The sequence below is a fragment of the Nonomuraea sp. CA-218870 genome, from assembly GCF_050936535.1.
Classification (GTDB): Bacteria; Actinomycetota; Actinomycetes; order Streptosporangiales; family Streptosporangiaceae; genus Nonomuraea; species Nonomuraea corallina.
The window spans coordinates 3,981,723-4,005,935 of the sequence record NZ_JBNJMN010000001.1 but is presented as its reverse complement, the minus strand read 5'-3'; the positions used below and the strand labels follow the sequence as shown (position 1 = coordinate 4,005,935).

Below are 24,213 nucleotides of genomic sequence, written 5' to 3'. Positions count from 1 at the left end.
CCAATGGCCGACACCTACACTCCCCCGGTCTACGGGACCGGCGTCAAGGCCACGATCCAGCGGATCGGCGGCCACCTGGCAGGCATGATCATGCCGAACATCGGCGCGTTCATCGCCTGGGGTCTCATCACCGCCCTGTTCATCCCCACCGGCTGGCTGCCCAACGCGACGCTCGCCGCGATGGTCGGCCCGATCATCACCACCCTGTTGCCCATCCTCATCGCCTACACCGGCGGCCGGATGGTGCACGGGCAGCGCGGGGCCGTGGTCGGCGCCGTGGCCGCGATGGGCATCGTGGTGGGCACGGACGTGCCGATGTTCCTCGGCGCGATGATCGTCGGCCCCCTCACCGCCTGGATCCTGAAGAAGGTGGACGCGTTCACCGAAGCGCGGACCAAGGCCGGCTTCGAGATGCTCGTGGACAACTTCACCGCGGGCATCATCGGCGGCGCGATGGCGGTGGCCGGCGTGCTGGCCATCGGCCCGGTCGTGCAGGAGGTCACCAAGTACGCGGGCAACGCGGTCGAGTGGCTGGTCACCACCGGTCTGCTGCCCTTCGCTTCCGTGCTGATCGAGCCGGCCAAGGTGCTGTTCCTCAACAACGCCATCAACCACGGCGTCCTCGGCCCGCTCGGCGTGACCCAGGCGGCGGAGACCGGCAAGTCGATCCTGTTCATGCTGGAGTCGAACCCCGGCCCCGGCCTCGGCCTGCTCCTCGCCTTCATGTTCTTCGGCCCGCGCGCGATGCGTCCCAGCACGCCGCCCGCGATGATCATCCACTTCTTCGGCGGCATCCACGAGATCTACTTCCCGTACGTGCTGATGAAGCCCCGCCTCATCCTGGCCGTCATCGGCGGCGGCATGGCCGGCGTGTTCACCTTCATGATCACCGGTGCCGGGCTGGTGGCCACGCCGTCGCCGGGCAGCATCTTCGCCTACCTGGCGGTCACGCCGCGCGGCGGCCTGTTCGGGTCGATCGCCGGCATCGTGGTCGCCACGGCCGTGTCGTTCGTCCTGGCGGCGCTGCTGCTGGGCTTCGGCCGCGGGGAGAAGGACGAGGAGCCGGTCGCCGGCCCGTCGGCCGAGGCCGCCGAGCCCGCCGTGCCCGCCGAGCCCGCCGAGCCCGCCGAGCCCACCGGGCCCACCGTGCCCGCTGAAGAGACCACGACCCGTACCGCCGGCAAGGAGGCGTGAACCATGCCCAGTATTGACAGCAAGGACATCCGTAAGATCATCGTGGCCTGCGACGCGGGGATGGGCAGCAGCGTGATGCTCGCCGGCCAGCTCCGCAAGCAGCTCAAGGACTCCGGCGTCACCGTCGAGCACACGCCGGTGAACGACATCCCCGCCGACGCCGACGTGGTGCTCTGCCACGCCGGGCTGGCCGCCAGGGCAAGGGCGGTGGCTCCGGACAAGGTGCTGGTGCCGTTCCAGATCTTCCTGGGCGACCCGGCCGTGACCAAGCTCGTCGCCGCCATCAAGAGCGGCGGCACCGTCGATGCGTGACGACCTGCTCGACCCGCGCGCGGTGCTGCTGCACGAGAGCGCCGCCGGCCGCGACGAGGCCATCCGGCGCTGCGGGCAGGCCCTGGTCGACATCGGCGCGGTCGCCGAGCCGTACGTCGAGGCGATGCTGGAACGCGAGCGCTCGATCTCCACGTACGTCGGCGAGGGCGTGGCCATCCCGCACGGCACCGCGGCCGCCAAGGAGGACATCGCGCGCGACGCGATCTGCGTGGTGCGCTTCCCCGGCGGCGTCGACTGGGGCGGCGAGCTCGTCACGCTGTGCGTCGGGATCGCGGCCAGGAACGACGGCCACATGCCGCTGCTGGCCGCGCTGGCCGAGATCCTCCTCGACCCGGAGCGGGCGCGCACGCTGCGTGAGGCGACAGAGGTCCATCAGGTGATGAAGGAGCTGACAACGTGAGGGTCGCCAGATTCCACGCGCCGGGCGACATCCGGATCGAGGACGCGCCGGAGCCGGTCGCCGGCCCCGGCGAGCTGAAGATCCGGGTGCGCAACTGCTCGACGTGCGGCACCGACGCGAAGATCTACAAGTTCGGCCACCACCACATCCGGCCGCCCCGGGTGATGGGACACGAGATCGCCGGCGAGGTGGCCGGCACCGGCGAACGGGTGCAGGTGATCGCCGCCATCCCGTGCGGCGCCTGCCCCGACTGCCGGCACGGGCGGCTGACCGTCTGCCCGAACCAGGAGTCCATGGGCTACCACTACGACGGCGGGTTCGCCGAGTACATGATCGTCCCGGCCAAGGTGCTCGCCGTGAACGGGGTGAACACCGTCCCGGACGGCATCGGGTTCGCCGAGGCGTCGGTGGCCGAGCCGCTGGCGTGCGTACTCAACGGGCAGAGCCTGGCCCGGGTGGGTACGGGTGACGACGTGGTGGTGATGGGGGCCGGGCCGATCGGGTGCCTGCACGTGCGGCTGGCGCGGGCGCGCGGCGCGGCGCGGGTGTTCCTCGTGGACGTGAACACCGAACGCCTCGCGATGGCGGCCGAGCTGGTACGTCCCGACGCCGCGATCGACGGCGACCCGGTGGAGCAGGTGCTCAAGCTGACCGGCGGCCGCGGCGCCGACGTGGTCATCACCGCCGCCGCGGCCGGCGCCGCGCAGGAGCAGGCGGTGCTGATGACCGCCCGGCAGGGGCGCATCAGCTTCTTCGGCGGCCTGCCGAAGGACGACCCGTTCATCCGCCTGGACTCGAACCTGGTCCATTACCGTGAGCTGACGATCGTCGGCGCGAACGGCTCCAGCCCCGCCCACAACGCCGAGGCCCTCAGCCTGATCGCCGAGGGCGCCGTCCCGGTCGCCGACCTGATCACCCACCGGCTCCCGCTGTCGCGGGTGCTGGACGGGATCGACCTGGTCAGCCGGGGCGAGGCCATCAAGGTCACCATCGAACCGTGAGGAGGTTGCCATGCCCGAGAGGACCGTGGCCGTCGCGTCGGCCAGCGGGCTGCACGCCCGGCCCGCCAAGCTGTTCGTGCAGGAGGCGGCGCGGCTGGGCGTGCCCGTGCGGATCCGGGTGGGAGAGAAGTCGGTCCCGGCCCACAGCATGCTGGGCGTGCTCTCGCTGGGCGCCGTCCACGGCACCGAGGTGACGCTGGAGTCGGACGCCCCCGGCGCCGACGAGGCCCTCGACGCCCTGGCGGCGCTCCTGTCCCGCGACCTGGACGCGGAAGAGGCGCTGGATGCCTGATCCGTCACCTTCCGGCCCGGCCTCGCTGGCCGGGCTGGGCGTCAGCCCCGGGCGGACGGCGGGGCCGTGCCTGCGCATGGCCGGGCCGCCGGCGCTGCCCGGCCCGCGTCCCGTGGCCGACCTGGACGCCGAGCTCGCGATCGTCGGCGAGGCGTTGACGGCGGTCGCCGAGGACCTGCGCCGCCGCTCCGCCGCCGCGGCGGGCGCCGACCGCGGCGCCGGGGAGATCCTCGACGCGCTCGCCATGATGGCCGACGACCCGATGCTCAAGGAGGAGGCCGAGCAGGGCGTGCGCGACGGCCTGGACGCCCCGCACGCCCTCGACGCCGCCTTCGCCCGTCACCGGGACGCGCTCGCCGCGCTGGGCGGCTACCTCGCCGAGCGGGCCGGCGACCTGGACGATCTCAAGCACCGGGCGGTGGCCGCCGCCCTCGGCGTGCCGATGCCCGGCGTGCCGTCGCCCGGTCACCCGTTCGTGCTGATCGCCGAGGACCTCTCCCCCGCCGACACCGCCGGGCTGGGCGCGGAGGTGCTGGCGCTGGTGACGGAGAAGGGCGGCCCGACCAGCCACACCGCGATCCTGGCCCGAGGACGCGGCCTGCCCGCCGTGGTGGCGTGCGCGGAGGCCGCGGGCCTGGCGGACGGCACCCGCATCGCGGTGGACGGCGCCACCGGCGAGATCGTCGTGGGCGTCACGGAGGAGGAAGCGGCCCGCGTCCGCGAACAAGACGCCGCCGAACGGGCCCGGCTCTCGGCGACCAGCGGCCCCGGCAGAACCGCCGACGGCCACCCGGTCAAGCTGCTGCTCAACATCGGCTCGGCCGCCGACCTGCGCCCGGACGGCGAGGGCGTCGGCCTGTTCCGCACCGAGTTCCTGTTCCTGGACCGCAAGCAGGCACCCTCGTACGAGGAGCAGGTCACCGCCTACGCCGACGTGTTCGCCGCCGTTCCGTACGTCGTGGTGCGCACCCTCGACGCCGGGACCGACAAGCCGCTGCCGTTCCTGGGCCTGGCCGCCGAGCCGAACCCGGCGCTGGGCATCCGCGGGCTGAGGGTGGACCGGGTGCTGCCGGACGTGCTGGACACCCAGCTGGACGCGATCGCCGAGGCGGCCCGCCGCACCGGCGCGGACGCCTGGGTGATGGCCCCGATGGTCAGCACCCCGGCCGAGGCCGCCGCGTTCGCCCGGCGCGCCCGCGCCCGCGGCATCGCCAAGGTGGGCGCGATGGTGGAGGTCCCGGCCGCGGCCCTGCTGGCGGACCGCCTGCTGCGCGAGGTGGACTTCCTGAGCGTCGGCACGAACGACCTCAGCCAGTACACCTACGCCGCCGACCGGCAGCACCACGCGCTGGCGGACCTGCTCGACCCGGCCCAGCCGGCGCTGCTGCGCCTGGTGCGGATCTGCGCCGAGGCGGGCCGCGCGGCCGGCAAGCCTGTGGGCGTCTGCGGTGAGGCCGCCGGCGACGCCGCGCTCGCCCCGATCCTGGCCGGGCTGGGGGTGACGAGCCTGTCGATGGCCCCCGTCCGCGTCCCCGCGGTCCGCGACGCCCTGTCCCGTCTCACCCTGGAGGAATGCCGCGAACGCGCTCATGCGGCCCTCTCCGCCTAGAGGACCGTCGAGTCCGCGTACGCGTGGCTCAGGTCACTGGGTGGCGATCAGGGCGGCGATGGGGGTGTCGCCGGAGACGAGTTCGAGGGTGCGGCGGCCGGTGCCGGCGGAGCGGAGCAGGGCGGCGATGACGGCGGCCACGTCGTCGCGTGGCACCGAGCCGGGCGGCGCCTCCGGGGCGAGCAGGACCAGGCCGGTGCCCGGTTCGTCGGTGAGCCTGCCGGGGCGCACGATGGTCCAGTCGAGGTCGCGGCGGCGCAGGTCGTCCTCGGCCTCGGTCTTGGCCTTGAGGTAGGCGGCCCACACCTCGTCGGTGCCCGGGGCGGGCGGCCGGCCGGCGCCCATGGAGGAGATCTGGACGAACGTGCGCACCCCGGCGCGTTCGGCGGCGTCGGCCATGAGGACGGACGCGCCCCGGTCGACGGTGTCCTTGCGGGCGGCGCCGCTGCCGGGACCCGCGCCGGCGGCGAACACGACGGCGTCGGCGCCGCGCACGATCTCGGTGACCTCGTCGACGCCCGCCCGCTCCAGGTCGCACACGACCGCGGCGGCGCCGGTGGCCTCGACGTCGGGGACGTGCGCGGGGTCGCGGACCAGGCCGACGGCGGCGGGGCCGAGCAGCCGGGCCAGCCGCAGCGCGATCCGGCCGTGCCCTCCCGCGATGACGATCCTCATGACCCCCATGGTGTCATGGGAGGCATGGACGACTTCCCCGAGACACCCGCTCCGGCCTTTCTCTTCGACCTCGACGGCACCCTCATCGACAGCGTCTACCAGCACGTCATCGCCTGGCGGCAGGCACTCTCGGGGCTCGGCATCGACCTGTCGGTGTGGCGCATCCACCGGCGCATCGGCATGAGCGGCGGCCTGTTCGTCAGCGCGCTGCTGCGCGAGACCGGGCTGAAGCTCACCCAGGAGCAGATCGACGCCCTGCAGATCAGCCACGCGGAGGCGTACGAGCAGCAGGTCGACTCGGTGCGGCCGCTGCCCGGCGCCGCGGAGCTGCTGGCCGAGCTGTCGTCGCGGGGCGTGCCGTGGGCGATCGCGACCAGCGGTTACGCGCGCACGGCCAGGCTGGCGCTGGGCATGCTGGGGCTGCCGGACGACGCGCCGATGGTGACGCGCGACCTGGTGCGCCGGGCCAAGCCCGACCCCGACCTGTTCCTGGCCGGCGCCGCGTTGCTGCGGGTCGATCCGGCGCATGCCATGGTGGTGGGCGACAGCATCTGGGATCTGCTGGCCGCGCGCCGCGCGGGCTCGCTCGGGATCGGGTTGCTGTCCGGTGGGTACGGCAGGGACGAGCTTGAGCGCACGGGGGCGTTCCGGGTGTACGCCGATCCCGCCGACATGCTCGACCGGCTCGACGAGCTGGGCGTGCGCGGCGGCGAGTAGCGGGAATTCCGGCCCGAACCTCGGGGCTGTAGACCGCGTATCACCCACAGAGGAGCTTTCACATGGACCTGGCAGACATCGGCGTCACCGGACTGGCCACCATGGGCCGCAATCTCGCCCGCAACCTGGCCCGGCACGGTTACGCGGTGGCGGTGCACAACCGGTCGTCCTCGCGCACGCACGCGCTGGTGCGGGAGTTCGGCGGTGAGGGGACGTTCGTGCCGTCGGAGCAGGCGGCGGAGTTCGTGGCGTCGCTGAAGCGGCCGCGGCGGGCGATCATCATGGTGAAGGCGGGCGCGGGCACCGACGCGGTGATCGACCAGCTCGCCGCGCTGATGGAGCCGGGCGACATGATCGTCGACGGCGGCAACGCGCACTTCGAGGACACCCGGCGTCGGGAGGCGGCGCTGCGCGAGAGGGGCATCCACTTCGTCGGCGCCGGCATCTCCGGAGGCGAGGAGGGCGCGCTGCTCGGCCCGAGCATCATGCCGGGCGGGTCGGCGGAGTCGTGGGAGGCGCTCGGCCCGATCCTGCAGGACATCGCGGCCAAGGTCGACGGGGTGCCGTGCGCGGTGCACGTGGGCCCCGACGGCGCCGGCCACTTCGTGAAGATGGTGCACAACGGCATCGAGTACTCGGACATGCAGCTGATCGCCGAGTCCTACGACCTGCTGCGCCAGGCGCTCGGGGCGACGCCGGCCGAGCTGGCGGAGGTGTTCCGCGGGTGGAACCGGGGCGAGCTGGACTCGTACCTGATCGAGATCACCGCCGAGGTGCTCGACCAGGTGGACGCGGCGACCGGCAGGCCGTTCGTGGACGTGGTGGTGGACCGGGCCGAGCAGAAGGGCACCGGCCGGTGGACCGTGCAGAGCGCGCTGGAGCTGGGGGTGCCGGTGACGGGCATCGCCGAGGCGGTGTTCGCGCGGGCGCTGTCGGGCCATCCGGAGCAGCGGGCGGCGGCCCGGTCGCTGGCCGGTCCCTCGCTGTCCGGGGTGGGCGCCGAGGAGCTGGTGGAGGACGTGCGCCAGGCGCTGTACGCGTCCAAGATCGTCGCGTACGCGCAGGGCTTCGACCAGATGGCGGCCGCGTCCCGGGAGTACGGCTGGGACCTCGACCTGGGCGCGATGGCGACGATCTGGCGCGGCGGCTGCATCATCCGGGCCAAGTTCCTGGACCGGATCCGCGCCGCCTACGACGCCGACCCGAACCTGCCGACGCTGCTGGTCGACCCGACGTTCGCGGCGGCGCTGGGCGTGGCGCAGGAGTCGTGGCGGCGGGTGGTCACCACGGCCGTGCGGATCGGCGTGCCGACGCCCGGGTTCTCCTCGGCGCTGGCCTACTACGACGGGCTGCGCCGCGACCGGCTCCCGGCCGCGCTGGTGCAGGGGCTGCGCGACTACTTCGGCGCGCACACGTACCTGCGTGTGGACCGGGAGGGCGCCTTCCACACCGACTGGCCGGGCGACCGCGCGGAGCGGCCGGCCTGATCAGCCGCGCAGCGGGACCGGGTTGGCCAGGGCGGTGACCACGCAGAAGCCGAACGGCCCGGCGGTGTCGTGCAGGGTGACCTGGCCGGTGGAGACGCCGGCCGCGACGATCCTGCCGGTGGCCTCCATGCCGATCAGCTCGCCTTCGGGCAGCCGGGCGAGGGTGAGGGTGTAGTCGGCGTTGATGAAGGCGACGCCGCCCTCGGCCATCGCGGTGAGCGGGCTGGCGAAGTCGCCGGCCAGGGCCGTGCGCACGATGGGGGTGAGCTGCTCGTCGTCGACGAGCGGGCGGTCCTCGCGCATCCACATCCGCCGCCGGCCCGGCACCCACCACATGTCGAACGGCGGGTCCCAGCCCTGCGAGGCGGGCGGCGGGCCGTCGGGCGGGGTCTCGTCCCAGGGGGCGGTGAGCAGGTGCTCGTTGTCCGGCTGTTCGCCGGTGCGCAGCAGGACGGCGGCGGCGCGGCCGATCACTCCCTGCTCGGTGCGGATCGTCGCGTCGGCCACCCGGATCCGCCGTCCGTCCCTGACCAGCGCGGTGTCCACCGTGACCGGCAGCAGGGGGCTGTTGCGGAACAGGTCGACGGTGAGCCGGGCGACGTGCAGTCCGGGGTCGCCGTAGCGGGCCTCGACGGCGCGGGCGGCCAGCCCGCCGAGGAGGCGGCCGTGGAGCATGCCGGGGGACCAGGGGCTGTGCGCGTGGGCGGCGGGGACGAACTCGCCGCCGCGCGAGGTGAAGAACGCTGACGTCACAGAATGAGATTCTAGAGGAGTGGGCGGCCGCGCCGCCGCCGCGCCGCCGGGCCGGGTGGCGGGGAGGCGCGCGGAGTCCGTAAGATCCGGCGGGTGCGTGATGTCGGAGAGGACCCGCGGCCCGCCAGGGGCTTCGTGCGGGAGGTGCGGTCGCGCGAGGCCGCCACGCTGTCCTACTCGCCCGATCTCGACGGGCTCGCCGATCCCGGCGAGATCGTGTGGGCGTGGGTGCCGTACGAGGAGGACCCGTCGCGGGGCAAGGACCGGCCGCTGCTCGTCGTGGGCCGCGGCGGGCGCGGGCTGCTGGGCCTGATGCTGTCCAGCCGGGGCGACGACGGGCCCGGCTGGTTCGAGCTGGGCGCGTGGGGGCGCGACGGCAAGACGTCCTACGTCCGGCTGGACCGGGTGTTCGTGCTGGACGAGGACGACATCCGCCGCGAGGGCGCGGTGCTCGACGGCGACCGGTTCGCGCGGCTGGCGGCGGTGCTGATGAAGATGTACGGGTGGAACGCCGGGCGGTGAGACCCGTCAGGGCCGGCGCCAGGTGGGGATGTCCCCCGCCGGGTGGACGCGGAAGCCCGGAGCCTCGGTCAGTGCCTTCTCCGCGCCGCCGGGCGTGTAGGTGACGATCAGGCGCAGCGGGCGCCACGTGGTGTTGTAGGTCGAGTGGAAGACTCCCGCCGGGATGTGCACGGCCTCGCCCTCCCGGATGATGAACTCCTCCCCGTCGGCCACCATCTGGCGGGCCTCGCCGGAGATCACGTACAGAATCTCCTCGGATTCCGGGTGGTTGTGGCGGGCGTGGCCCATGCCCGGGTTGACGATGACCTCGCCGAACGTGCCGCCGGCGCCGGCGACCGCGTCCGGGGTGACGAACCACTTGATCGAGCCCCAGTCGAACGTCATCGTGGGGACCGCGTCGGGATTGATCAGCATCAGATCTCCAGGCTCTTGAAGGCGGCCACCTGCTCGGTGATGGCCCGTTCGGTGGGCAGGCGCTCGACGGAGGACGCGCCGAAGAAGCCGGCCACGCCCTCGGTGCGCGCCAGCACGTGCTGGGCGTCCTGCGGCTCGGCGATGGGCCCGCCGTGGCAGAGCACCAGGATGTCGGGCCGGACGGCCGCGGCCGCGTCGCGCATCGCCTGCACCCGGGTGACGGCCTCGTCGAGGGTGAGCGCGGTGCCGGCGCCGATGCTGCCCTTGGTGGTCAGTCCGACGTGCGGGACGAGCACGTCGGCCCCGGCCTCGGCCATGGCCCGCGCCTGGTCCTCGTCGAACACGTAGGGCGCGGTCACCAGCTCCCGCTCGCGCGCCAGCCTGACCATCTCGATCTCGAGGTCGTAGCCCATGCCGGTCTCCTCGAGGTTCTGCCGGAACACGCCGTCGTAGAGGCCGACGGTCGGGAAGTTCTGCACCCCGGCGAACCCCATGGCCTTGAGCTGGTCGAGGAAGCGCGGCATGACCCGGAACGGGTCGGTGCCGCAGACCCCGGCCAGCACCGGCGTGTCGCGCACCACGGGCAGCACCTCGGCGGCCATCTCGACCACGATCTGGTTGGCGTCGCCGTACGGGAGCAGCCCGGCCAGGGAGCCGCGCCCGGCCATCCGGTAGCGGCCCGAGTTGTAGATGATGATCAGGTCGACGCCCCCGGCCTCCGCGCACTTGGCGGACAGCCCGGTGCCCGCGCCCGCGCCGATCACCGGCCTGCCCTCCGCGACGGTCGCGCGCAACCGTTCGAGCACTGTGAGCCGGTTCATCGCGGTTCTCCGATCAGTTCGTGGAGCCGGTCGGCCATGGCCCGCCCGAACTCCGGGTCGTTGACGTGCAGGTCGAGCCGCACGGTCGAGGGGAAGGCGGCCAGGGCGGCGAAGCAGGCCCGGTCCGCCTCGGGGTCATGGAAGGGCATGCCCTCGGCGTCCAGCGCGGAGACCCCCTTGAGCGGGACGAACAGCTCGGCGGGGCCGGTCGCGGCGGACAGCTTGGCCGCGATCCTGCGGCCCAGCTCGGCCATCTCCTCGGGTGTGGTGCGCATGAGGGTGACGGCCGGGTTGTGCACGTACAGCTCCCGGCCGGCGAACCGGTCAGGGACGGTGTCGCGCGGCCCGAAGTTGACCATGTCGAGCGCTCCCGGCGCGACCACCTGCGGCACCCCGTGCCGCCCCGCGGCGGTGAGCCGGCCGGGCCCCGCCGACAGCACGCCGCCCACCAGGTCGTCGGCCAGTTCGGTGGTCGTCAGGTCGAGCACCCCGGCGAGCAGGCCACTGCCGGCGAGCCCCTCCATGGCCCGGCCGCCGGCCCCGGTGGCGTGGAACACCAGCACCTCGTAGCCGAGCTCGCGCAGCCGCTCGCGGGCAGCGTCCACGGCGGGCGTCGTCACCCCGAACATGCTCGCCCCGATCAGCGGCCGGTCCCCCTCCCCGGCCCGCGGCTCCCGGTGGGCGGCGGCCATCCCCGCGGCCGCGGCGGCGGCGTTGCCCAGGATGACGCGGGACACCCGGTTGAGGCCGGCGACGTCGACGACGCTGTACATGAGCGTCACGTCCTTGGCCCCGACGTACGGGGACACGTCGCCGGACGCCATCGTGGAGACGATGAGCTTCGGCAGGCCGATCGGCAGGTCGCGGACCGCCCTCGCGGCGATCGAGGAGCCGCCGCTGCCGCCCACGGCGAGCACGGCGGACACCCGCCCGGCCGCGTGCAGCTCCGCCAGCACGGCCGCCGCGCCCTCCCCCATCGCGGTGACGGCGGCGCCCCGGTCCCCGGCCGCGCGCAGCGCCTCCAGGTCCGCGCCCGCGGCGGCCGCGACCCGGTCGTTGGGGTGGTCGACGGGGTACGACACGCCCGGGACGGCGACGCCCGCGTCGATCACCAGGACGTCCTGGCCGAGCTCGATCAGCCGGTCACGCAGCCATCCGTATTCCTCGCCCTTGGTGTCGAGCGTGCCGACGAGTACGACTGTCATGCCCCCGACAGTAACGCGGCTGAGATCATGGGGGGCATGCGTGTTGCGGTCATCGGGAGCGGCATCGTCGGGGCCGCCGCGGCTCACTGGCTGAGTGGGCGCGGCGTGTCGGTGACGGTGGTGGACGGGGAGTACGCGGGTCAGGCGACCCAGGCGGGCGCCGGGATCGTGTGCCCATGGGTCGACCATCCCGACGACGACGCCTGGTATCAGCTGACCCGCGAGGGCACCCGCTACTACCCGGAGCTGGTGTCGGCGCTGGGCGAGAGCATGGGGTACACGCGGGTGGGCGCGCTGCTCGTGGCCGAGGACCCCGCCGACCTGGAGCCGGTGCGCGCCCTGCTGGCGCGGCGGTACGCCGAGGCGCCGGACATGGGGGAGGTCGTGGACGTGGCCGCGCCGTCCACGCTGTTCCCGCCGCTGGCCGAGGACCTGAGCGCGCTGCTGGTGCCGGGCGCGGCGCGGGTGGACGGGCTGGCGGTGCGCTCCGCGCTCCTGCGCGCGGCGGTCCGGCACGGCGCCGAGCTCCGTACGGGGACGGCGACGCTCACCGGGGACGGCGGCGTGCTGGTCCGCGCCGCCCGCGCGTCGGACGCGCGCGGACGTGCCCCGGCGGCGCCCGAGGTCCCGTACGACCGGAACTCCTGGCGGCAGGGCACGCCCGCCGGTTCGGCGTACCGGGCCGGCGGCGAGGTCGCGGCGGAGACCGGGCCGGCGGACGTGGCGGAGGCGGCGGTGGCCGGCGGCGAGGCCGGGCAGGAACAGCCGGTCGCGGCCGACGACGGGGTGCCGCTCGACGCGGACGCGGTGATCGTGGCCGCGGGGGCGTGGACCGGGGAGGTGTGCCGGGGGCTCGGCGTCGAGCTGCCGGTGTTCCCCCGGCGCGGTCAGATCGTGCACGCCACGCTGGACGGCGTGGACACCTCACGCTGGCCGATGGTGCTGCCGCACGTCGGGCCGTACCTGCTGGGGTTCCCGGGTTCGCGGGTGGTGGTGGGGGCGACGATCGAGGACGTGGGGTTCGCGCCGTGGGTCACCATGGGCGGGCTGGACGAGGTGCTGCAGGCGGGCCTGCGGGTGGCGCCTGGCCTGTTCGGGGCGACGGTGACGGAGACGAGGGTGGGGTTGCGGCCGGTGTACGCGCAGGGCTCGCCGCTGATCGGGACGCTGACCGAGCGGGTGGTCGTGGCGACGGGGCTGGGCGCGTACGGCCTGACGGCGGGGCCGTTCGCCGGGCGGGTGGCGGCCGGGCTGGCGCTGGGCGAGGAGCCGCCGATCGACGTCGGCGCCTACCGGCCGCCGCCCCGCTGACCGTCTCGCCTCTCAGAGGCCGCGACCCGGTACAGCGGTGATGAAATGGGTACGATCCGTGACCTCCCCGCCATGAGTTCGCGGGGAGGCGTGGGTGCGCGCGTCGGTGGTGGTGGTGCCGGTTCTGCTCGTCCTGGTGACGGCGTGCTCCGGGCCGGTCCCGGCCGGCCCGCCGCCGGCTCCTCCCGCGACGAGCCGCCCCCTCCCGGGCGTGCCGCCTGATCCGGGCCTGCCCTCCGACCCCGGCCTGCCGCCCGACCCGGGCGTGCCGCCCGGACCTCAGACGAGCCTGCCGGTCCCGAGCGCGCCGCCGAGCGTCCCGCAGCGGGCGTCGGGACGGTACGCGGTCGTGCCCGGCGGGGCGCCGCCGGGGCCGGGGCGCGGCCGGGTGATCCGCTACCTGGTGGAGGTCGAGCGGGGGCTGCCGTTCGAGCCGCGGGCGTTCGCGGCCGAGGTGCACCGGACGCTCAACGACCGGCGCGGGTGGGGCCGGTTCCGCCGGGTGGACCGGCCGCCGGTGCGGCTGCGGGTCGCGCTGTCCAGCCCGCTGCTCACCGACCGCGTGTGCCGGCCGCTGCGCACCGGCGGCGACCTGTCCTGCTGGAACGGCTCCCGGACGGTCGTCAACGCGCGCCGCTGGGCCGAGGGCGTCCCCCAGTACGGCGGTGACCTGGCCGCCTACCGCTCCTACGTGATCAGCCACGAGGTGGGCCACGCGCTCGGCCACCGGCACGTCGGCTGCCCGGGGCGGGGCCGCCCGGCGCCGGTCATGATGCAGCAGTCGAAGGCGCTGCGCGGCTGCCGCCCGAACCCGTGGCCGCACCCGGAGGAGGGCCGCCAGGCGCGTTAGGCTGAGGAACATGCCGACGATCAGCACCGGTCAGGTCAGCGGGTCCGAGCGCGACGGCGTCGCCGTCTTCACCGGCATCCCGTACGCGAAGAGCCCGTTCGGCCCGCTCAGGTTCGCCGCCCCCGAACCGGCCGGCCGGTGGGACGGCACGTTCGAGGCGACCAGGTTCGGGCCGCGCCCGCCGCAGCCGGCGATGCTCCCCGGCCAGCCGGAGTGGGATCCCGCCGCCGGGCTCGACATCCTGACGGTGAACGTGTGGACGCCCGACCCCGGCGGTTCCGGCCTGCCGGTCATGGTCTGGCTGTACGGCGGCGCCTACTGGATGGGCTCGGCCGACTGGCCCGAGTACGACGGCACCCTGCTGGCCCGCGACGGCGTCGTGGTGGTGACGCTCAACTACCGGGTGGGCATGGAGGGCTTCGGCCAGGTGCCGGGAGCCCCGGCCAACCGGGGGCTGCTCGACCAGGTGGCCGCGCTGCGCTGGGTGCGCGACAACATCGCGGCGTTCGGCGGCGACCCGGGCAACGTGACGGTCTTCGGCGAGTCGGCGGGGGCCGGGTCGGTGGCGTGCCTCCTGGCGATGCCGTCTGCCGCGGGCCTGTTCCGCCGGGCCATCGCGCAGAGCGTCCCCGGGGTGTTCCTCTCCCCCGCCCTGGCCGCCCGGGTGACCGATGCGATCATGGCCAGGGCCGGCGGCGGCTCCCCGTACGACGTGCCGCCGGAGCTGATGGTGAGCGCGGCGTCGGAGTTCGCGCGGGAGGAGCTGACCGGCGGCCACGACCGGTGGGGGCTGCTGGGGAGCGCCGCGATCCCGTTCGCGCCGGTGGTGGACGGCGAGGTGCTGCCCGAGCTGCCGTGGCAGGCCCTGCGCGGCGGCGCGGCCCGCGACGTGGAGCTGATCAGCGGCTACAACCGCGACGAGTACCGCACCTTCCACGCGATGAACGGCGGACGGCCGGTCGACCTGGCGGGGGCGCTGGAGCGGCTGGCCCCGCCGGGCGCCGAGGCGGCGTACCGGAAGGCGGCGCCGGGCGGCGACGAGGAGGCCTACCTCCTGCTCATGTCCGACTGGCTGTTCCGGATGCCGAGCACGCTGCTGGCCGAGGCGCACCGGGGCCCGGCCTGGCTCTACGAGCTGACCTGGGCGCCCACCCCGTTCCTGGGCGCCTGCCACGGGCTGGACGTGCCGCTGGTGTTCGGCACGACCGGCGGCGAGCTGGCCGCCATGTTGATCGGCGACGCGCCGCACCGGGAGCGGATGTCGGAGCAGTTCCGCACCGCGTGGGTGCGCTTCGCCGCGACCGGCGATCCGGGCTGGCCCCGTTACGAGCCCGGGTCGGCGACGACCCATTTGTTCGACGTCGAACCGGCCGACGTGGACGATCCGCAGGCGGTCTCCCGGGCGCTGTGGGCCGGGCAGGGCGGCGGCGCGCTGCTCGACTGACCCGGAACGGGGTCCGCGGCCGGGAACATCGGGGACCTCCCGCCGGGTTCACGGTGGGGAGGACTTTCCAGGGGAGGGTGAGCATGGCGGGATTCCGGACGTTGAGGCGTGTCCTGACGGGAGGCGCCGTCCTCTCGGCCGCGGCCTGGGCCCTGCGCGGGGTCCCCGCCGAGCTGGGAGCGCGGCCCCTGACCTCGGGGCCCGGCCGGGCGGACCGGATGCGGCGCTCGCCGCGCTTTCGCGACGGCGTCTTCTTCAACCCCATGCCGGAGCCGGTCACGCTCATGACCGCGCCGCCCGTCGGCGTGCTGGCCGAGCTGTTCAGGGACAGGCACCTGCGCCGCCCGCCCGGCCCGGTCCCGGTCCGGGTGCCGCCGTCGGACCCGCCCCCCGCCTCCGGGCTGCGCGCGATCTGGTACGGGCACGCGTCCACGCTGGTGGAGATCGAGGGCAGGCGGGTGCTGTTCGACCCGGTGTGGAGCCGGCGGCCGTCACCCTCGCAGCTCGTCGGGCCGGTGCGGCACCACCCGGTCCCGGTGCCGCTCGCCGGGCTGCCGGAGGTCGACGCCGTGGTGATCTCCCACGACCACTACGACCATCTCGACCTGGCCACGGTGCGCGCGCTCACCCGCGCCCAGGAGGCGCCGTTCCTGGTGCCGCTGGGCATCGGCGCCCATCTGGAACGCTGGGGCGTGCCCGCTCACCGCGTCGTCGAGCTCGACTGGGACGAGGAGGCGGAGGTGGCCGGGCTGCGGTTCACGGCCACGGCCGCCCGCCACTTCTCCGGCCGGGCGTTCACCCGCAACGACACGCTGTGGGGCTCGTGGGCGGTGGCCGGCGCGGCCAAGCGGGTCTTCTACGCGGGCGACTCCGGCTACTTCGAGGGCTACAAGGGCATCGGCGCGGCCCACGGCCCGTTCGACCTGACGATCATGCCCATCGGCGCGTACAGCCCGTCCTGGCCGGACGTCCACATGACTCCGGAGGAGGCGGTCAACGCCACCCTCGACCTGGGCGGGAAGCTGCTGCTGCCGGTCCACTGGGCGACGTTCACGCTGGCCACGCACCCGTGGGCGGAGCCGGTCGACCGGCTGTGGCGGGAGGCCAAGGCCCGTGACGTGCCGATCGTGGTGCCCCGGCCCGGCCAGGCCGTGGACACCGCCGCCGTCCCCGCCCCCGACGGCTGGTGGGAAATGCTGGGCGCGCCTCGTACAGTCGGAACGTGAGCAACCTGGAAGCCGACCCGCGCGCGATCCTCTGCGGCGGCGAAGACGGCGGCACGGAAGGCGGCACGGACGGCGGCGAGGACGGCGGCACGGACGGCGAGGTTCTGGAAGGACGCGCGGTGCCGCTGGGCGGCCCGCGGGCCATGACCGTCACCCGCACCCTCCCCCACGTGCGCCGGCGCATGATCGGCGCCTGGTGCTTCGTCGACGCCTACGGGCCCGAGCAGGCGGAGATGCGGGTCGCGCCGCACCCGCACACCGGCCTGCAGACCGTGAGCTGGCTGGTGACCGGCGAGGTGCTGCACCGCGACAGCCTGGGCAGCCTGCAGGCGATCCGGCCCGGCAGCCTCAACCTCATGACGGCCGGGCGTGGCATCTCCCACTCCGAGGAGTCCCGGCCGGGCCTGCTGCACGGGGTGCAGCTGTGGGTGGCGCTGCCCGGCGAGCACCGGCGGGTCGCCCCGGACTTCGAGCATCACGCGACGCTGCCGGTGCTGTCCGGGCCCGGCTTCGCGGCCACCGTGTTCCTGGGCGCGCTGGGCGGGGTGCGCTCGCCCGCGACCGCCTACAGCCCGCTCGCGGGCGCGGAGATCGCGGTCGACGGGGACGCCGAACTGCCGCTCGACCCCGCCTACGAGCACGGGCTGCTGCTGCTCGACGGGGACGTCGCCCCGCTGCGGCCGGGCCCGCTGCGCTACCTGCCGCCCGGCCGTGACGGCGTGCGGGTGCGCGGGAACGGGCGGGTGCTGCTCGTCGGCGGCGAGCCGTTCGCCGAGGAGATCGTGATGTGGTGGAACTTCGTCGGCCGCGACCACGACGAGATCACCGGGTTCCGCAAGGAGTGGATGGAGGGCGAGGGGTTCGGCGTCGTCCACGGCTACGACGGCGCGCCGCTGCCCGCCCCGGCGCTGCCCGCCACCCGGCTCAAGGCGCGCGGCCGGGTCCGGTAGGAGCCCCGGCCGTCCGGACATGGGCCCGGGGACCGGCATCAGACGTCGATCCGGTGCCAGGCGCCCCGCTTGACGGCGGTGCCGCTGTACTTGCCGATCCGGCTGACGCGGATGCGGTCCTCAGTAGACCGAGACGTGGGGGTGGTCGTAGTGGTTGGCCGTCGTGCCGCCGCGATCGCTCATCACGCGCCAGGCTCCCGTCCTGACGTGCCAGATCCGCTGCCGGTAGATGACGTACATGATGCCGAGCCGCCGGCCGTTCTTGATCACCCAGGCGGCGATCTCGTGGCCCCGCTGCACCTCCGCCGGGGACGGGAAGGCGCCGCCCCGGCTCAGCATGAAGTCGCAGGCGCGGCCCAGCGGATGCTCCCCGCCGTCCTGGATGGGCCGGTAGCAGCCGATCCCCGGGCCCCTCCCGAAGCGCTTCTCGATGAGGTCCCTGACCAGGCGCATGCGCGGGGTGATGTTGTCCGGCCCGTCGGGGAGCTGCGGCACGAACGTGCCGTCGGCGCGGCGGCCGGGCGCCTGGTGCAACTGGTCGATCTTGTCCCTGATCTTCTCGATCGTCTGCTCGGCCTTCTCGCGCCGGTCCTGCAGCTCCGCCACGCCGGCGGCCAGCTCGTCCGCGCGGGCCTCGGCCTCCTCCTTGGCCTGCCGGTGGCCGTCCCTGACCTGGGCGAAGCCCGACAGCGTGGCCTCCTGCTCGTCGACGAGGTGCCGGGTGAGCGCCAGCCGGCGGATCAGCGCGTCGCGGTCCTCGACGCCGGTGAACAGCGACATGCTCTCCGAACCGCCGTACATGTACTGGCCGACGGCCATGGCGCGCAGCTCGGTGGCGTGCCGGTCGAACACCGCCTGGGACTCGGCCAGCTTCTCGCGGGCGGCCTTCTCGGCCTTCTCCGCCCGCTGATGCTCGCGGCGGCCGTGGTAGTAGTCCTCGATGAGCTTGTCGGACTCCTTCCGCAGGTCCGCCAGCTCCTTCTCCAGCCGCTTGACCGTGGGCTTCGGGTCCGCGAGCGCGGGCGGCGCCAGGGCCGCGGTCAGCGCGGCGCAGAGGACCGCCGTGAGCGCTGTCGTGCCGAGAGCTCGGAGGGGGGCGCGCCGCCTACCGGCGGGGAACGCAACCGCCACGCTTCTCCTTTGCCGCTTGGTGCAGGACGCGCGTCACCGGTCCCGAAACGCACGACCGGGGGCGTGCCCACTATCGAGCCACGATAGTAGGGGATCTTTGGTCCACCTGGAGCCATTCATGATTTATCCGCATGAGGGTGCCCCGGGGGTCTGGCGGCGGAGTGATACGTGGAGTGATACATGGAGTGATACTGTGAATGTCCGTTCATGAACGCGCGTTCATCGAGGAGCTGTCATGACGATCGTCAACACCCACCAGGCCGAGGCGTGGAACGGCTACGAGGGCGAGCACTGGGCGAGCCACCACGACCGCTACGACGCCATGAACGGCGCCTTCAACGAGCACCTGCTGCGGTTCGTGCGCCCGGACGACCGGGTGCTCGACATCGGTTGCGGCACCGGCCAGGTCACCCGGCTGGCCGCGCGGCGGGGCCGGGCGGCGACCGGGATCGACCTGTCGGCGCCCATGCTCGCCAGGGCGCGCGAGCTGGCCGCCGCCGAAGGGGTCGCCAACGCGACCTTCACCAGGGGCGACGCGCAGGTGCACGACTTCGGCGCGGGCGCGTACGAGCTGGCCGTCAGCAGGTTCGGCGTCATGTTCTTCGCCGATCCGGTGGCCGCCTTCCGCAACGTCGGCGACGCGCTGACACCGGGCGGGCGGGTGGCGCTCCTCAGCCTGCGCACGATCCCCGAGCTGAACACGGTGCTCGGCGCCATGGCGGAGCACCTGCCGCCGCCGCCCGAGTCCCCCGACGGCACCTCCCCCGGCTCCCTCGGCGACCCGGCCCGCGTCGAGGAGGTGTTCACCGCCGCGGGGTTCGGCGAGGTGACGGTGACGCCGGTGGAGGCCGACCAGGTGTGGGGGCGCGACGCGGCCGACGCCGCCGCGTTCCTCGCCGCCTGGGGACCGGTCCGCTACCGGCTCTCCCTCGTCGCGGACCCCGCCGCCGTCGAGCGCGCCACGGCCGCGCTCGAACCCGCCCTGCGCCCGTACGAACGAGCGGGCGCGGTGCGGCTGCGCGGCCTGGCCAACCTGATCACCGCGGTACGGCCGTGAGCCCGCGCAGGGCCGCCGCGGTTCCCGGGAGCGAGACGCTGCCCGGCCACCTCATCGCGGCCGCCGAACGGCTCATCGCCCGGGACGGGGCCGCGGGGCTGACCGTGCGGGCCATCGCCAAGGAGGCGCGGGTGGCCGACGGGGTGCTCTACAACCACTTCGCCGACAAGGAGGAGCTGATCGCGCGGGCGCTGCTGGCGCACGTCCGCACGGTCGAGCGCGGCCTGCCCCCGCTGCCTCGCGGCCCCGGCGAAGGTGACCTGGAGACCAACCTGCGGGCGTACGTCGACTACGGGGTGGCCCTGCACCTGGCGATCCTGCCCGCCTTCGCCGGCCTCCTGGGCCGGCCGGACATCCTGGCCCGCTTCGCCGCGCTCGGCGGCGGCCCCACCCTCCCCGGCGCCCACGCCGGCAGGCCGGACGACGTCGTTCCTCCTGAGACCGGCCGGGCACGGACCGGCGAGGCGCGGGACGGCGACCTGCGGGACGGCCACGCGCGCAGCGACGACGCGGGGAGCGACGAGGCGCGGGACGGCGGGGTGCTTGAGGGGGGGTTGCACGGGGAGTTGGCGCGCTATCTGCGGGCCGAGCAGGCTGCCGGGAGGGTCGCGGCGCAGGCCGATCCCGAGGCGGCGGCCACCATGGTGGTCGGGGCCTGTCATGAGCTGGTCCTGCCCCGTCTGCTCGCCGGCGCCGCGGCCGGCGAGATCCGGGTCCCGCCCGAGTTCGCCGGGCGTGTGGTCACCACGTGTCTCCATGGGCTCACTCCTCGCTGACACACCGGGCGTGTTTGGCTCTTCCCATCGGTGGCAGGTGGTGATTTAGCGTGCGAAAGGGGACAAACCTCATGGTGAAGCCACAGCAACCGGAGCTTCGCAGGTCCGGCAAAGGGGCCACCGACACCGACTCGGCCCAGGCCATCCCCGAGAAGCGGCGCGGCTCTGGCGGTCACGCCCACGGCACGGACAAGGGCCGCAAGGGCGGCGGAAAGGGCGGCGGCGTCCCTCCGGGACAGCAGCCCCCGCACCCTTCCTGACCTGACCGATCCGCCGTGCGAGAGAGGACGCCATGCCCGCCACCGGCCGGGGAAGCCTGCTGTTCATCGGGAACGCCACCACGCTGATCCGCTACAACGGGTTCAACCTGCTCACCGACCCGAACTTCCTGCACCGGGGCCAGCGCGCCTACCTCGGCTACGGGCTGACCTCCAAGCGGCTCACCGAGCCGGCGCTGAGCATCGACGAACTGCCGCCGCTCGACGCGGTGGTGCTGTCGCACCTGCACGGCGACCACTGGGACCGGGTGACCCGCAGGCACCTCGACCGGGACACGCAGATCGTGACCACCCGGCACGCGGCGTCGCGGCTCAGCCGGCAGGGGTTCAGCCGGTCGGTGGGCGTGAGCACGTGGCAGCAGCACGAGCTCCGCGGCCCCGGCGGCTCGGTGACGATCACCGCGCTGCCGGCCCGTCACGCTCCCGGCCCGGTCGAGACGCTGCTGCCGCCGGTCATGGGCAGCATGCTGGAGTTCTACGGTTCGGACGGACTGCCTGACCTGAGGCTGCTCATCAGCGGCGACACCATCATGGACCGGCGCCTGGAGGCGATCCCGCGCCGCTTCCCCGACATCGACCTCGCCGTCATCCACCTCGGCGGCACCAAGCTGCTCGGCATGACGGTCACGCTGGACGGCGAGCAGGGCGCCCGCTACGCCGAACTGGTCGACGCCACCTCCATGCTGCCGGTCCACTTCGACGACTACGCGGCGTTCGCCTCGCCGCTGAGCGACTTCAAGGACGAGATGGAGCGCTGGGGGCTGGCCGATCGCGTGATCTACCTGGAACGCGGCCAGAGCTGCGACCTGACCGGACGCCGCTCCCCCATCTGACCCCGCCGCGCCCCGGGGTGCCGGTCATCTGAGGACGCCGAAGGCGACGGCCGTCGCGCCGGCGATCACCGTCGTCAGCACCACCATCAGCAGGATGGTCCCGAGCGGGCTGGGCCGGGGCGGCGTGACGGGACGCTCGGCGACGATCACCCGGGAGGTAGGGTTCGGCTCGGCCTCGGCCGAAGTCGGCGCGGGTGTCGCGGCGGGCGTGGTGGGCGTGGCGGCCAGCGGCGCGCGCCGGGGGTTCTCGCGGGCGGGGGTGCTCACAGGGCCGGGCTCCCGGCGGACGCGGCACCGGCCGACATGGACGTGGGCGCGGGGCGGATCGACGCACACCGCGTCGTCGTACACCCGCACGTCCGGGACCGAGACGACGGGCCGGGGCCGCTTCTTCCCCTTCACCCCGCCCGCCCCGACGGACACCCCCGGCAGCCGCACCCTCGCCTTGCCGACCAGGGACCGCGCCTGCCGGGCCGGCTTCCCGGCGATCCGCTCGGCCCGCTTCCCCAGCCGCCCCGCGTCGGGCACCCCGGACCGCCGTCCGAACCACGTACCCAGCTCGACGTCCCCCGGCAGATCGACATGTCGACCGGAACGGGTGGGGGGTGTGCCGGAGGCTCGACGGGGCCCCGCTGCCTGGAACGGTGTGCCGGCTGCTGGGGCGGCGCGAGAGGTCCGGCCGCCCGGACCTTCGGCGCGCCTGTGCGCCAGCACCGCGGCCACCGGCCTGAGGTCCGGAACCCGCCTCACGGACGCCCGCTCCACGACGGGCGGCCCGGCGGATCCGATCCATGGCACCGGGGTGAGGGCCACGCCGGGGGCCGGTGGGGCGGGCTCCCGGGCGGCCGGGTGCGCGGGCCGGCAGGCCGGCAGGGTCAGCAGGGTGATCGCCAAGAGCAGCGGAGGCAGGAGGCGGGACATGTCAGACGCCTCCGGTGATGCGGGCGAACTCGTGCAACGCCGTGGTGTAGGCGTCCGGGGTCACCGCCAGGGGACCGTCGAAGGCGCGGGTGACGTCCCAGGTCAGGTAGACGCAGAAACCCAGCAGGGCGGCCATCGCCACCAGCGGCACCAGCGTCATGCCGCGCGGCCGGGCCCCCGCGAGGAACGGCAGGAGGATCACCGCCATCCCGGTCAGGACGGTGAGGGCCCGCAGCCCGGACGGCGGGGCGGCGGCGGCGTCGGCGGCCCGCTGGGCGCGGGCCGCGCCGATGGCGCCGAGGTGGCCGAGCAGGGCGGCACGGGCCTCCCGTTGCTCCTCGTCCTCGGACGCCAGCTCGGTGATCCGGGAGCGCAGCTCGTCGAGCCGGACGCCGCCCATCGGGTCGAGGCGGCCGCGCGCCATCAGCGGCCACTCGTCCTCCACGACGAACGTCACGTACTCGCGCAGACCGGTGCGGACCGGGCCCACCATGACGGACGGCAGGCCGGCGGCGGCCCAGTAGGCGTCGACGACGGCGCGGCTCTCGGCCTGGGTGTTGCGTCTGGCCGCGTCGGCGGTGGTCCACGGGACGACGACGGCGATCGCGAAGGCCAGCAGGAACAGCGCCGACACCATGGCCCCCGCGTGCCCGGCCGACAGCCCGCCGGGGCCGCGGTCGTCCGTGCCCCTGCCCGCCAGCCGGAACATGAGGGCGGCGGCCCCGACGAGGCCCACCGCCGCCAGGACCGCTAGCACGTACGCCACCATTGACGATCTCCTCGTTACTGGCAGTAAGTTGACCATCACCCTAAGCGATGTTCTGCCGATAGCCAAGGAATCACCGGGTCCGGCTGGACGGATCGCCGCCCGGACCGCCCGGCGTCGCGCGATCCGTCCAACCGGATGACGGCCGTCGCCGGGCAGGCCTCACGATGGGCGCGTGAACCTACTCAACGGCCGCAGATTCGTGATGGTGAGCTCGACGGCGAGCAAGGTGGACCCCGAAGGGCCCACGGAGTTCGAGTACTGGGAGGAGGACGGCGTGGTGTGGGGCAGCTACACGGGCGACACCGTGACCGTCGGCCGCTTCGTCGGCACCCGGGAGGACGACCGGATCTCGATCTCGTACGTGCACGCGCTGGTGGCGGGCGGCGTCGCGGCCGGGCGCAGCGACAGCCGGATGGAGAACGAGCCGGACGGCAGGCTGCGCCTGGTGGAGGAGTTCACGTTCGCGGGCGACGACACGCCGCACGTGAGCGTGTGCACCGAGGTCGTCTGAGCCCTCACCCGTCCTCGCGCAGCGCCGCCCTGCCCTCGGCGGCCTGGACGAAGCGCATCTTGCCCAGCGGCACGTCCCCCGGCTTCTCGGGGGCCGGCCGCCGGGCGGGGCGCGCCTTCTCCCGGTCGCTCGGCAGCACGTAGGGCCGCTTGAGCACCTCGTCCAGGATGAACACGGTCTCGGTGGCCTTCACCGCCGGGATGTTGGCCAGCCGGCCGGTCACCATGGCGTGCACCTCGGCCACGTCGGCCATCCTGACCAGGATCATCGCGTCGTGCTGCCCGGTGGTGATCGCGCAGTACTCGACCTCCGGCATGCGTGCCAGCTCGGCCCTGAACTGCTTCCACATCTGCTGCCGCACCGTCACGAAGATGAGCGCGGTGATGCCGAGCCCGGTCTTGACCGGGTCCACCTCGGCGGTGAAGCGCCTGATGGCGCCCTCGGCGCGGAGCGCCTCGAAGCGCGTGTAGGCGTTCGCCCGGGAGATGCCCACCCGTTCGGCCAGTGCGGCGACCGAGATCCTGCCGTTCTCGCGCAGCACCTCAAGGATCTTCATGTGGGTGGCGTCCAGTTCCAGACCGATGCCGATCCGTCCAGATTGGCCACTACCCACGCCGTCATTTCTGGAAATTTCAGTCATTGTTACCTCTCATCTATGTAGATCCGTCTCACTGTCCGCACGGAAGCAAGACAGATTGCCGCACAATCCTGGGCGTTCCTGTTCGAATCGTCC

28 protein-coding genes are annotated in these 24,213 nt (G+C 74.1%); 19 read left to right on the top strand and 9 right to left on the bottom strand.

The features are described from left to right. The first annotated feature begins 3 nt into the window (after nucleotides 1-3). From mtlA to ptsP, 6 genes are read left to right on the top strand one after another with little or no spacing between them, the layout of a single operon-like run. A complete protein-coding gene (gene mtlA / locus ACQEUU_RS19355; RefSeq protein ID WP_433067837.1) occupies nucleotides 4-1,194 on the top strand; it encodes a mannitol-specific PTS transporter subunit IIC in 1,191 nt (396 codons plus the stop codon). Between the two features lie 3 nt (nucleotides 1,195-1,197). Continuing rightward, complete coding sequence (locus tag ACQEUU_RS19350; protein WP_433067835.1) at nucleotides 1,198-1,506, top strand: PTS lactose transporter subunit IIB; 309 nt, start codon at nucleotides 1,198-1,200, stop codon at nucleotides 1,504-1,506. Continuing rightward, the gene (locus tag ACQEUU_RS19345) at nucleotides 1,499-1,927 is read left to right on the top strand and encodes a PTS sugar transporter subunit IIA (protein ID WP_433067833.1); all 429 of its coding nucleotides are present in this window, start codon (nucleotides 1,499-1,501) and stop codon (nucleotides 1,925-1,927) included. Before ACQEUU_RS19350 ends, ACQEUU_RS19345 begins: the two co-directional genes overlap by 8 nt. After that, nucleotides 1,924-2,928 carry a zinc-binding dehydrogenase gene (locus tag ACQEUU_RS19340; RefSeq protein ID WP_433067831.1) on the top strand — a complete coding sequence of 335 codons (1,005 nt, stop codon included), beginning with the start codon at nucleotides 1,924-1,926 and terminating at the stop codon, nucleotides 2,926-2,928. Before ACQEUU_RS19345 ends, ACQEUU_RS19340 begins: the two co-directional genes overlap by 4 nt. A 10-nt stretch (nucleotides 2,929-2,938) precedes the next feature. Then, entirely contained in the window at nucleotides 2,939-3,220 is a 282-nt protein-coding gene (locus ACQEUU_RS19335) for an HPr family phosphocarrier protein (RefSeq protein WP_433067830.1), read from the top strand. Then, nucleotides 3,213-4,829 carry a phosphoenolpyruvate--protein phosphotransferase gene (ptsP, locus tag ACQEUU_RS19330; protein WP_433067828.1) on the top strand — a complete coding sequence of 539 codons (1,617 nt, stop codon included), beginning with the start codon at nucleotides 3,213-3,215 and terminating at the stop codon, nucleotides 4,827-4,829. Before ACQEUU_RS19335 ends, ptsP begins: the two co-directional genes overlap by 8 nt. A gap of 33 nt (nucleotides 4,830-4,862) precedes the next feature. Here ptsP and ACQEUU_RS19325 read toward each other — a convergent pair whose 3' ends face one another. Then, nucleotides 4,863-5,504, bottom strand: a complete 642-nt coding sequence (locus ACQEUU_RS19325) for an SDR family oxidoreductase (RefSeq protein WP_433067827.1) — start codon at nucleotides 5,502-5,504, stop codon at nucleotides 4,863-4,865. 24 nt (nucleotides 5,505-5,528) lie between these two features. On the opposite strand from ACQEUU_RS19325, the gene ACQEUU_RS19320 reads away from it, so the two are divergent. Then, nucleotides 5,529-6,221, top strand: coding sequence for an HAD family hydrolase (locus ACQEUU_RS19320; protein WP_433067825.1), 693 nt, complete (start codon nucleotides 5,529-5,531; stop codon nucleotides 6,219-6,221). Between the two features lie 62 nt (nucleotides 6,222-6,283). Next, nucleotides 6,284-7,708, top strand: a complete 1,425-nt coding sequence (gndA, locus tag ACQEUU_RS19315) for an NADP-dependent phosphogluconate dehydrogenase (RefSeq protein ID WP_433067824.1) — start codon at nucleotides 6,284-6,286, stop codon at nucleotides 7,706-7,708. Here gndA and ACQEUU_RS19310 read toward each other — a convergent pair whose 3' ends face one another. Continuing rightward, nucleotides 7,709-8,461 (bottom strand): thioesterase family protein, encoded by a 753-nt coding sequence (locus ACQEUU_RS19310; RefSeq protein ID WP_433067822.1) that lies wholly within the window; start codon nucleotides 8,459-8,461, stop codon nucleotides 7,709-7,711. Nucleotides 8,462-8,554: 93 nt separating this feature from the next. Here ACQEUU_RS19310 and ACQEUU_RS19305 point away from each other — a divergent pair, with 93 nt between their 5' ends. Further along, complete coding sequence (locus ACQEUU_RS19305; RefSeq protein ID WP_433067820.1) at nucleotides 8,555-8,983, top strand: type II toxin-antitoxin system PemK/MazF family toxin; 429 nt, start codon at nucleotides 8,555-8,557, stop codon at nucleotides 8,981-8,983. A 6-nt stretch (nucleotides 8,984-8,989) separates the two neighbouring features. Here the strand turns inward: ACQEUU_RS19305 and ACQEUU_RS19300 are convergent, their stop codons facing one another. From ACQEUU_RS19300 to ACQEUU_RS19290, 3 genes are read right to left on the bottom strand one after another with little or no spacing between them, the layout of a single operon-like run. Further along, the gene (locus ACQEUU_RS19300) at nucleotides 8,990-9,397 is read right to left on the bottom strand and encodes a cupin domain-containing protein (RefSeq protein ID WP_433067818.1); all 408 of its coding nucleotides are present in this window, start codon (nucleotides 9,395-9,397) and stop codon (nucleotides 8,990-8,992) included. Next, nucleotides 9,397-10,218, bottom strand: coding sequence for a phosphoenolpyruvate hydrolase family protein (locus tag ACQEUU_RS19295; protein ID WP_433067816.1), 822 nt, complete (start codon nucleotides 10,216-10,218; stop codon nucleotides 9,397-9,399). Before ACQEUU_RS19295 ends, ACQEUU_RS19300 begins: the two co-directional genes overlap by 1 nt. Further along, nucleotides 10,215-11,423: a Tm-1-like ATP-binding domain-containing protein gene (locus tag ACQEUU_RS19290; protein ID WP_433067814.1), complete on the bottom strand. Its 1,209-nt coding sequence runs from the start codon at nucleotides 11,421-11,423 to the stop codon at nucleotides 10,215-10,217. The genes ACQEUU_RS19295 and ACQEUU_RS19290 overlap by 4 nt, the downstream gene beginning before the upstream one ends. Nucleotides 11,424-11,459: 36 nt before the next feature. Between ACQEUU_RS19290 and ACQEUU_RS19285 the strand changes: the two genes are divergently transcribed. The 5 genes from ACQEUU_RS19285 (at nucleotide 11,460) to ACQEUU_RS19265 (ending at nucleotide 17,204) form a co-directional block, all read left to right on the top strand. Then, nucleotides 11,460-12,734: an NAD(P)/FAD-dependent oxidoreductase gene (locus ACQEUU_RS19285; protein WP_433067813.1), complete on the top strand. Its 1,275-nt coding sequence runs from the start codon at nucleotides 11,460-11,462 to the stop codon at nucleotides 12,732-12,734. A gap of 94 nt (nucleotides 12,735-12,828) precedes the next feature. Next, the gene (locus ACQEUU_RS19280) at nucleotides 12,829-13,584 is read left to right on the top strand and encodes a DUF3152 domain-containing protein (RefSeq protein WP_433067812.1); all 756 of its coding nucleotides are present in this window, start codon (nucleotides 12,829-12,831) and stop codon (nucleotides 13,582-13,584) included. Nucleotides 13,585-13,594: 10 nt separating this feature from the next. Further along, on the top strand, nucleotides 13,595-15,028 hold the full coding sequence (locus ACQEUU_RS19275) for a carboxylesterase/lipase family protein (RefSeq protein ID WP_433067810.1): 1,434 nt from the start codon (nucleotides 13,595-13,597) through the stop codon (nucleotides 15,026-15,028). 83 nt (nucleotides 15,029-15,111) lie between these two features. Next, nucleotides 15,112-16,254, top strand: coding sequence for an MBL fold metallo-hydrolase (locus tag ACQEUU_RS19270; RefSeq protein ID WP_433067808.1), 1,143 nt, complete (start codon nucleotides 15,112-15,114; stop codon nucleotides 16,252-16,254). Then, nucleotides 16,251-17,204, top strand: a complete 954-nt coding sequence (locus ACQEUU_RS19265) for a pirin family protein (protein ID WP_433067807.1) — start codon at nucleotides 16,251-16,253, stop codon at nucleotides 17,202-17,204. The genes ACQEUU_RS19270 and ACQEUU_RS19265 overlap by 4 nt, the downstream gene beginning before the upstream one ends. Nucleotides 17,205-17,324: 120 nt before the next feature. On the opposite strand, the gene ACQEUU_RS19260 is transcribed toward ACQEUU_RS19265, so the two are convergent. Next, the gene (locus tag ACQEUU_RS19260; RefSeq protein WP_433067805.1) at nucleotides 17,325-18,335 is read right to left on the bottom strand and encodes a coiled-coil domain-containing protein; all 1,011 of its coding nucleotides are present in this window, start codon (nucleotides 18,333-18,335) and stop codon (nucleotides 17,325-17,327) included. 235 nt (nucleotides 18,336-18,570) lie between these two features. On the opposite strand from ACQEUU_RS19260, the gene ACQEUU_RS19255 reads away from it, so the two are divergent. From ACQEUU_RS19255 to ACQEUU_RS19240, 4 genes are all read left to right on the top strand, one after another. Further along, nucleotides 18,571-19,392: a class I SAM-dependent methyltransferase gene (locus ACQEUU_RS19255; protein ID WP_433067803.1), complete on the top strand. Its 822-nt coding sequence runs from the start codon at nucleotides 18,571-18,573 to the stop codon at nucleotides 19,390-19,392. Then, nucleotides 19,389-20,168, top strand: a complete 780-nt coding sequence (locus ACQEUU_RS19250) for a TetR/AcrR family transcriptional regulator (protein WP_433067802.1) — start codon at nucleotides 19,389-19,391, stop codon at nucleotides 20,166-20,168. The genes ACQEUU_RS19255 and ACQEUU_RS19250 overlap by 4 nt, the downstream gene beginning before the upstream one ends. Before the next feature lie 71 nt (nucleotides 20,169-20,239). After that, nucleotides 20,240-20,428, top strand: a complete 189-nt coding sequence (locus ACQEUU_RS19245) for a hypothetical protein (protein ID WP_270155330.1) — start codon at nucleotides 20,240-20,242, stop codon at nucleotides 20,426-20,428. A 32-nt stretch (nucleotides 20,429-20,460) separates the two neighbouring features. Then, entirely contained in the window at nucleotides 20,461-21,279 is an 819-nt protein-coding gene (locus tag ACQEUU_RS19240) for an MBL fold metallo-hydrolase (RefSeq protein WP_433067800.1), read from the top strand. A 24-nt stretch (nucleotides 21,280-21,303) separates the two neighbouring features. On the opposite strand, the gene ACQEUU_RS19235 is transcribed toward ACQEUU_RS19240, so the two are convergent. Continuing rightward, a complete protein-coding gene (locus ACQEUU_RS19235; RefSeq protein WP_433067798.1) occupies nucleotides 21,304-22,200 on the bottom strand; it encodes a hypothetical protein in 897 nt (298 codons plus the stop codon). 1 nt (nucleotide 22,201) lies between these two features. Next, the gene (locus ACQEUU_RS19230) at nucleotides 22,202-22,969 is read right to left on the bottom strand and encodes a hypothetical protein (protein WP_433067796.1); all 768 of its coding nucleotides are present in this window, start codon (nucleotides 22,967-22,969) and stop codon (nucleotides 22,202-22,204) included. A gap of 172 nt (nucleotides 22,970-23,141) precedes the next feature. Between ACQEUU_RS19230 and ACQEUU_RS19225 the strand changes: the two genes are divergently transcribed. Then, complete coding sequence (locus tag ACQEUU_RS19225; protein ID WP_433067795.1) at nucleotides 23,142-23,480, top strand: hypothetical protein; 339 nt, start codon at nucleotides 23,142-23,144, stop codon at nucleotides 23,478-23,480. A 4-nt stretch (nucleotides 23,481-23,484) separates the two neighbouring features. Here the strand turns inward: ACQEUU_RS19225 and ACQEUU_RS19220 are convergent, their stop codons facing one another. Then, nucleotides 23,485-24,120 (bottom strand): Lrp/AsnC family transcriptional regulator, encoded by a 636-nt coding sequence (locus tag ACQEUU_RS19220; RefSeq protein WP_433067793.1) that lies wholly within the window; start codon nucleotides 24,118-24,120, stop codon nucleotides 23,485-23,487. Between the last annotated feature and the right edge of the window lie 93 nt (nucleotides 24,121-24,213).

Bases quoted from the DNA above. Each gene is read 5' to 3' on its own strand.
- ACQEUU_RS19350 (WP_433067835.1), top strand. From the start codon at position 1,198: ATGCCCAGTATTGACAGCAAGGACATCCGTAAGATCATCGTGGCCTGC.
- ACQEUU_RS19245 (WP_270155330.1), top strand. From the start codon at position 20,240: ATGGTGAAGCCACAGCAACCGGAGCTTCGCAGGTCCGGCAAAGGGGCC.
- ACQEUU_RS19295 (WP_433067816.1), bottom strand. From the start codon at position 10,218: ATGAACCGGCTCACAGTGCTCGAACGGTTGCGCGCGACCGTCGCGGAG.
- ACQEUU_RS19320 (WP_433067825.1), top strand. From the start codon at position 5,529: ATGGACGACTTCCCCGAGACACCCGCTCCGGCCTTTCTCTTCGACCTC.
- ACQEUU_RS19235 (WP_433067798.1), bottom strand. From the start codon at position 22,200: ATGTCCCGCCTCCTGCCTCCGCTGCTCTTGGCGATCACCCTGCTGACC.
- ACQEUU_RS19255 (WP_433067803.1), top strand. From the start codon at position 18,571: ATGACGATCGTCAACACCCACCAGGCCGAGGCGTGGAACGGCTACGAG.
- ACQEUU_RS19240 (WP_433067800.1), top strand. From the start codon at position 20,461: ATGCCCGCCACCGGCCGGGGAAGCCTGCTGTTCATCGGGAACGCCACC.
- ACQEUU_RS19270 (WP_433067808.1), top strand. From the start codon at position 15,112: ATGGCGGGATTCCGGACGTTGAGGCGTGTCCTGACGGGAGGCGCCGTC.
- gndA (WP_433067824.1), top strand. From the start codon at position 6,284: ATGGACCTGGCAGACATCGGCGTCACCGGACTGGCCACCATGGGCCGC.
- ACQEUU_RS19300 (WP_433067818.1), bottom strand. From the start codon at position 9,397: ATGCTGATCAATCCCGACGCGGTCCCCACGATGACGTTCGACTGGGGC.
- ptsP (WP_433067828.1), top strand. From the start codon at position 3,213: ATGCCTGATCCGTCACCTTCCGGCCCGGCCTCGCTGGCCGGGCTGGGC.
- ACQEUU_RS19325 (WP_433067827.1), bottom strand. From the start codon at position 5,504: ATGAGGATCGTCATCGCGGGAGGGCACGGCCGGATCGCGCTGCGGCTG.
- ACQEUU_RS19275 (WP_433067810.1), top strand. From the start codon at position 13,595: ATGCCGACGATCAGCACCGGTCAGGTCAGCGGGTCCGAGCGCGACGGC.
- mtlA (WP_433067837.1), top strand. From the start codon at position 4: ATGGCCGACACCTACACTCCCCCGGTCTACGGGACCGGCGTCAAGGCC.
- ACQEUU_RS19285 (WP_433067813.1), top strand. From the start codon at position 11,460: ATGCGTGTTGCGGTCATCGGGAGCGGCATCGTCGGGGCCGCCGCGGCT.
- ACQEUU_RS19220 (WP_433067793.1), bottom strand. From the start codon at position 24,120: ATGACTGAAATTTCCAGAAATGACGGCGTGGGTAGTGGCCAATCTGGA.
- ACQEUU_RS19290 (WP_433067814.1), bottom strand. From the start codon at position 11,423: ATGACAGTCGTACTCGTCGGCACGCTCGACACCAAGGGCGAGGAATAC.
- ACQEUU_RS19345 (WP_433067833.1), top strand. From the start codon at position 1,499: ATGCGTGACGACCTGCTCGACCCGCGCGCGGTGCTGCTGCACGAGAGC.
- ACQEUU_RS19335 (WP_433067830.1), top strand. From the start codon at position 2,939: ATGCCCGAGAGGACCGTGGCCGTCGCGTCGGCCAGCGGGCTGCACGCC.
- ACQEUU_RS19230 (WP_433067796.1), bottom strand. From the start codon at position 22,969: ATGGTGGCGTACGTGCTAGCGGTCCTGGCGGCGGTGGGCCTCGTCGGG.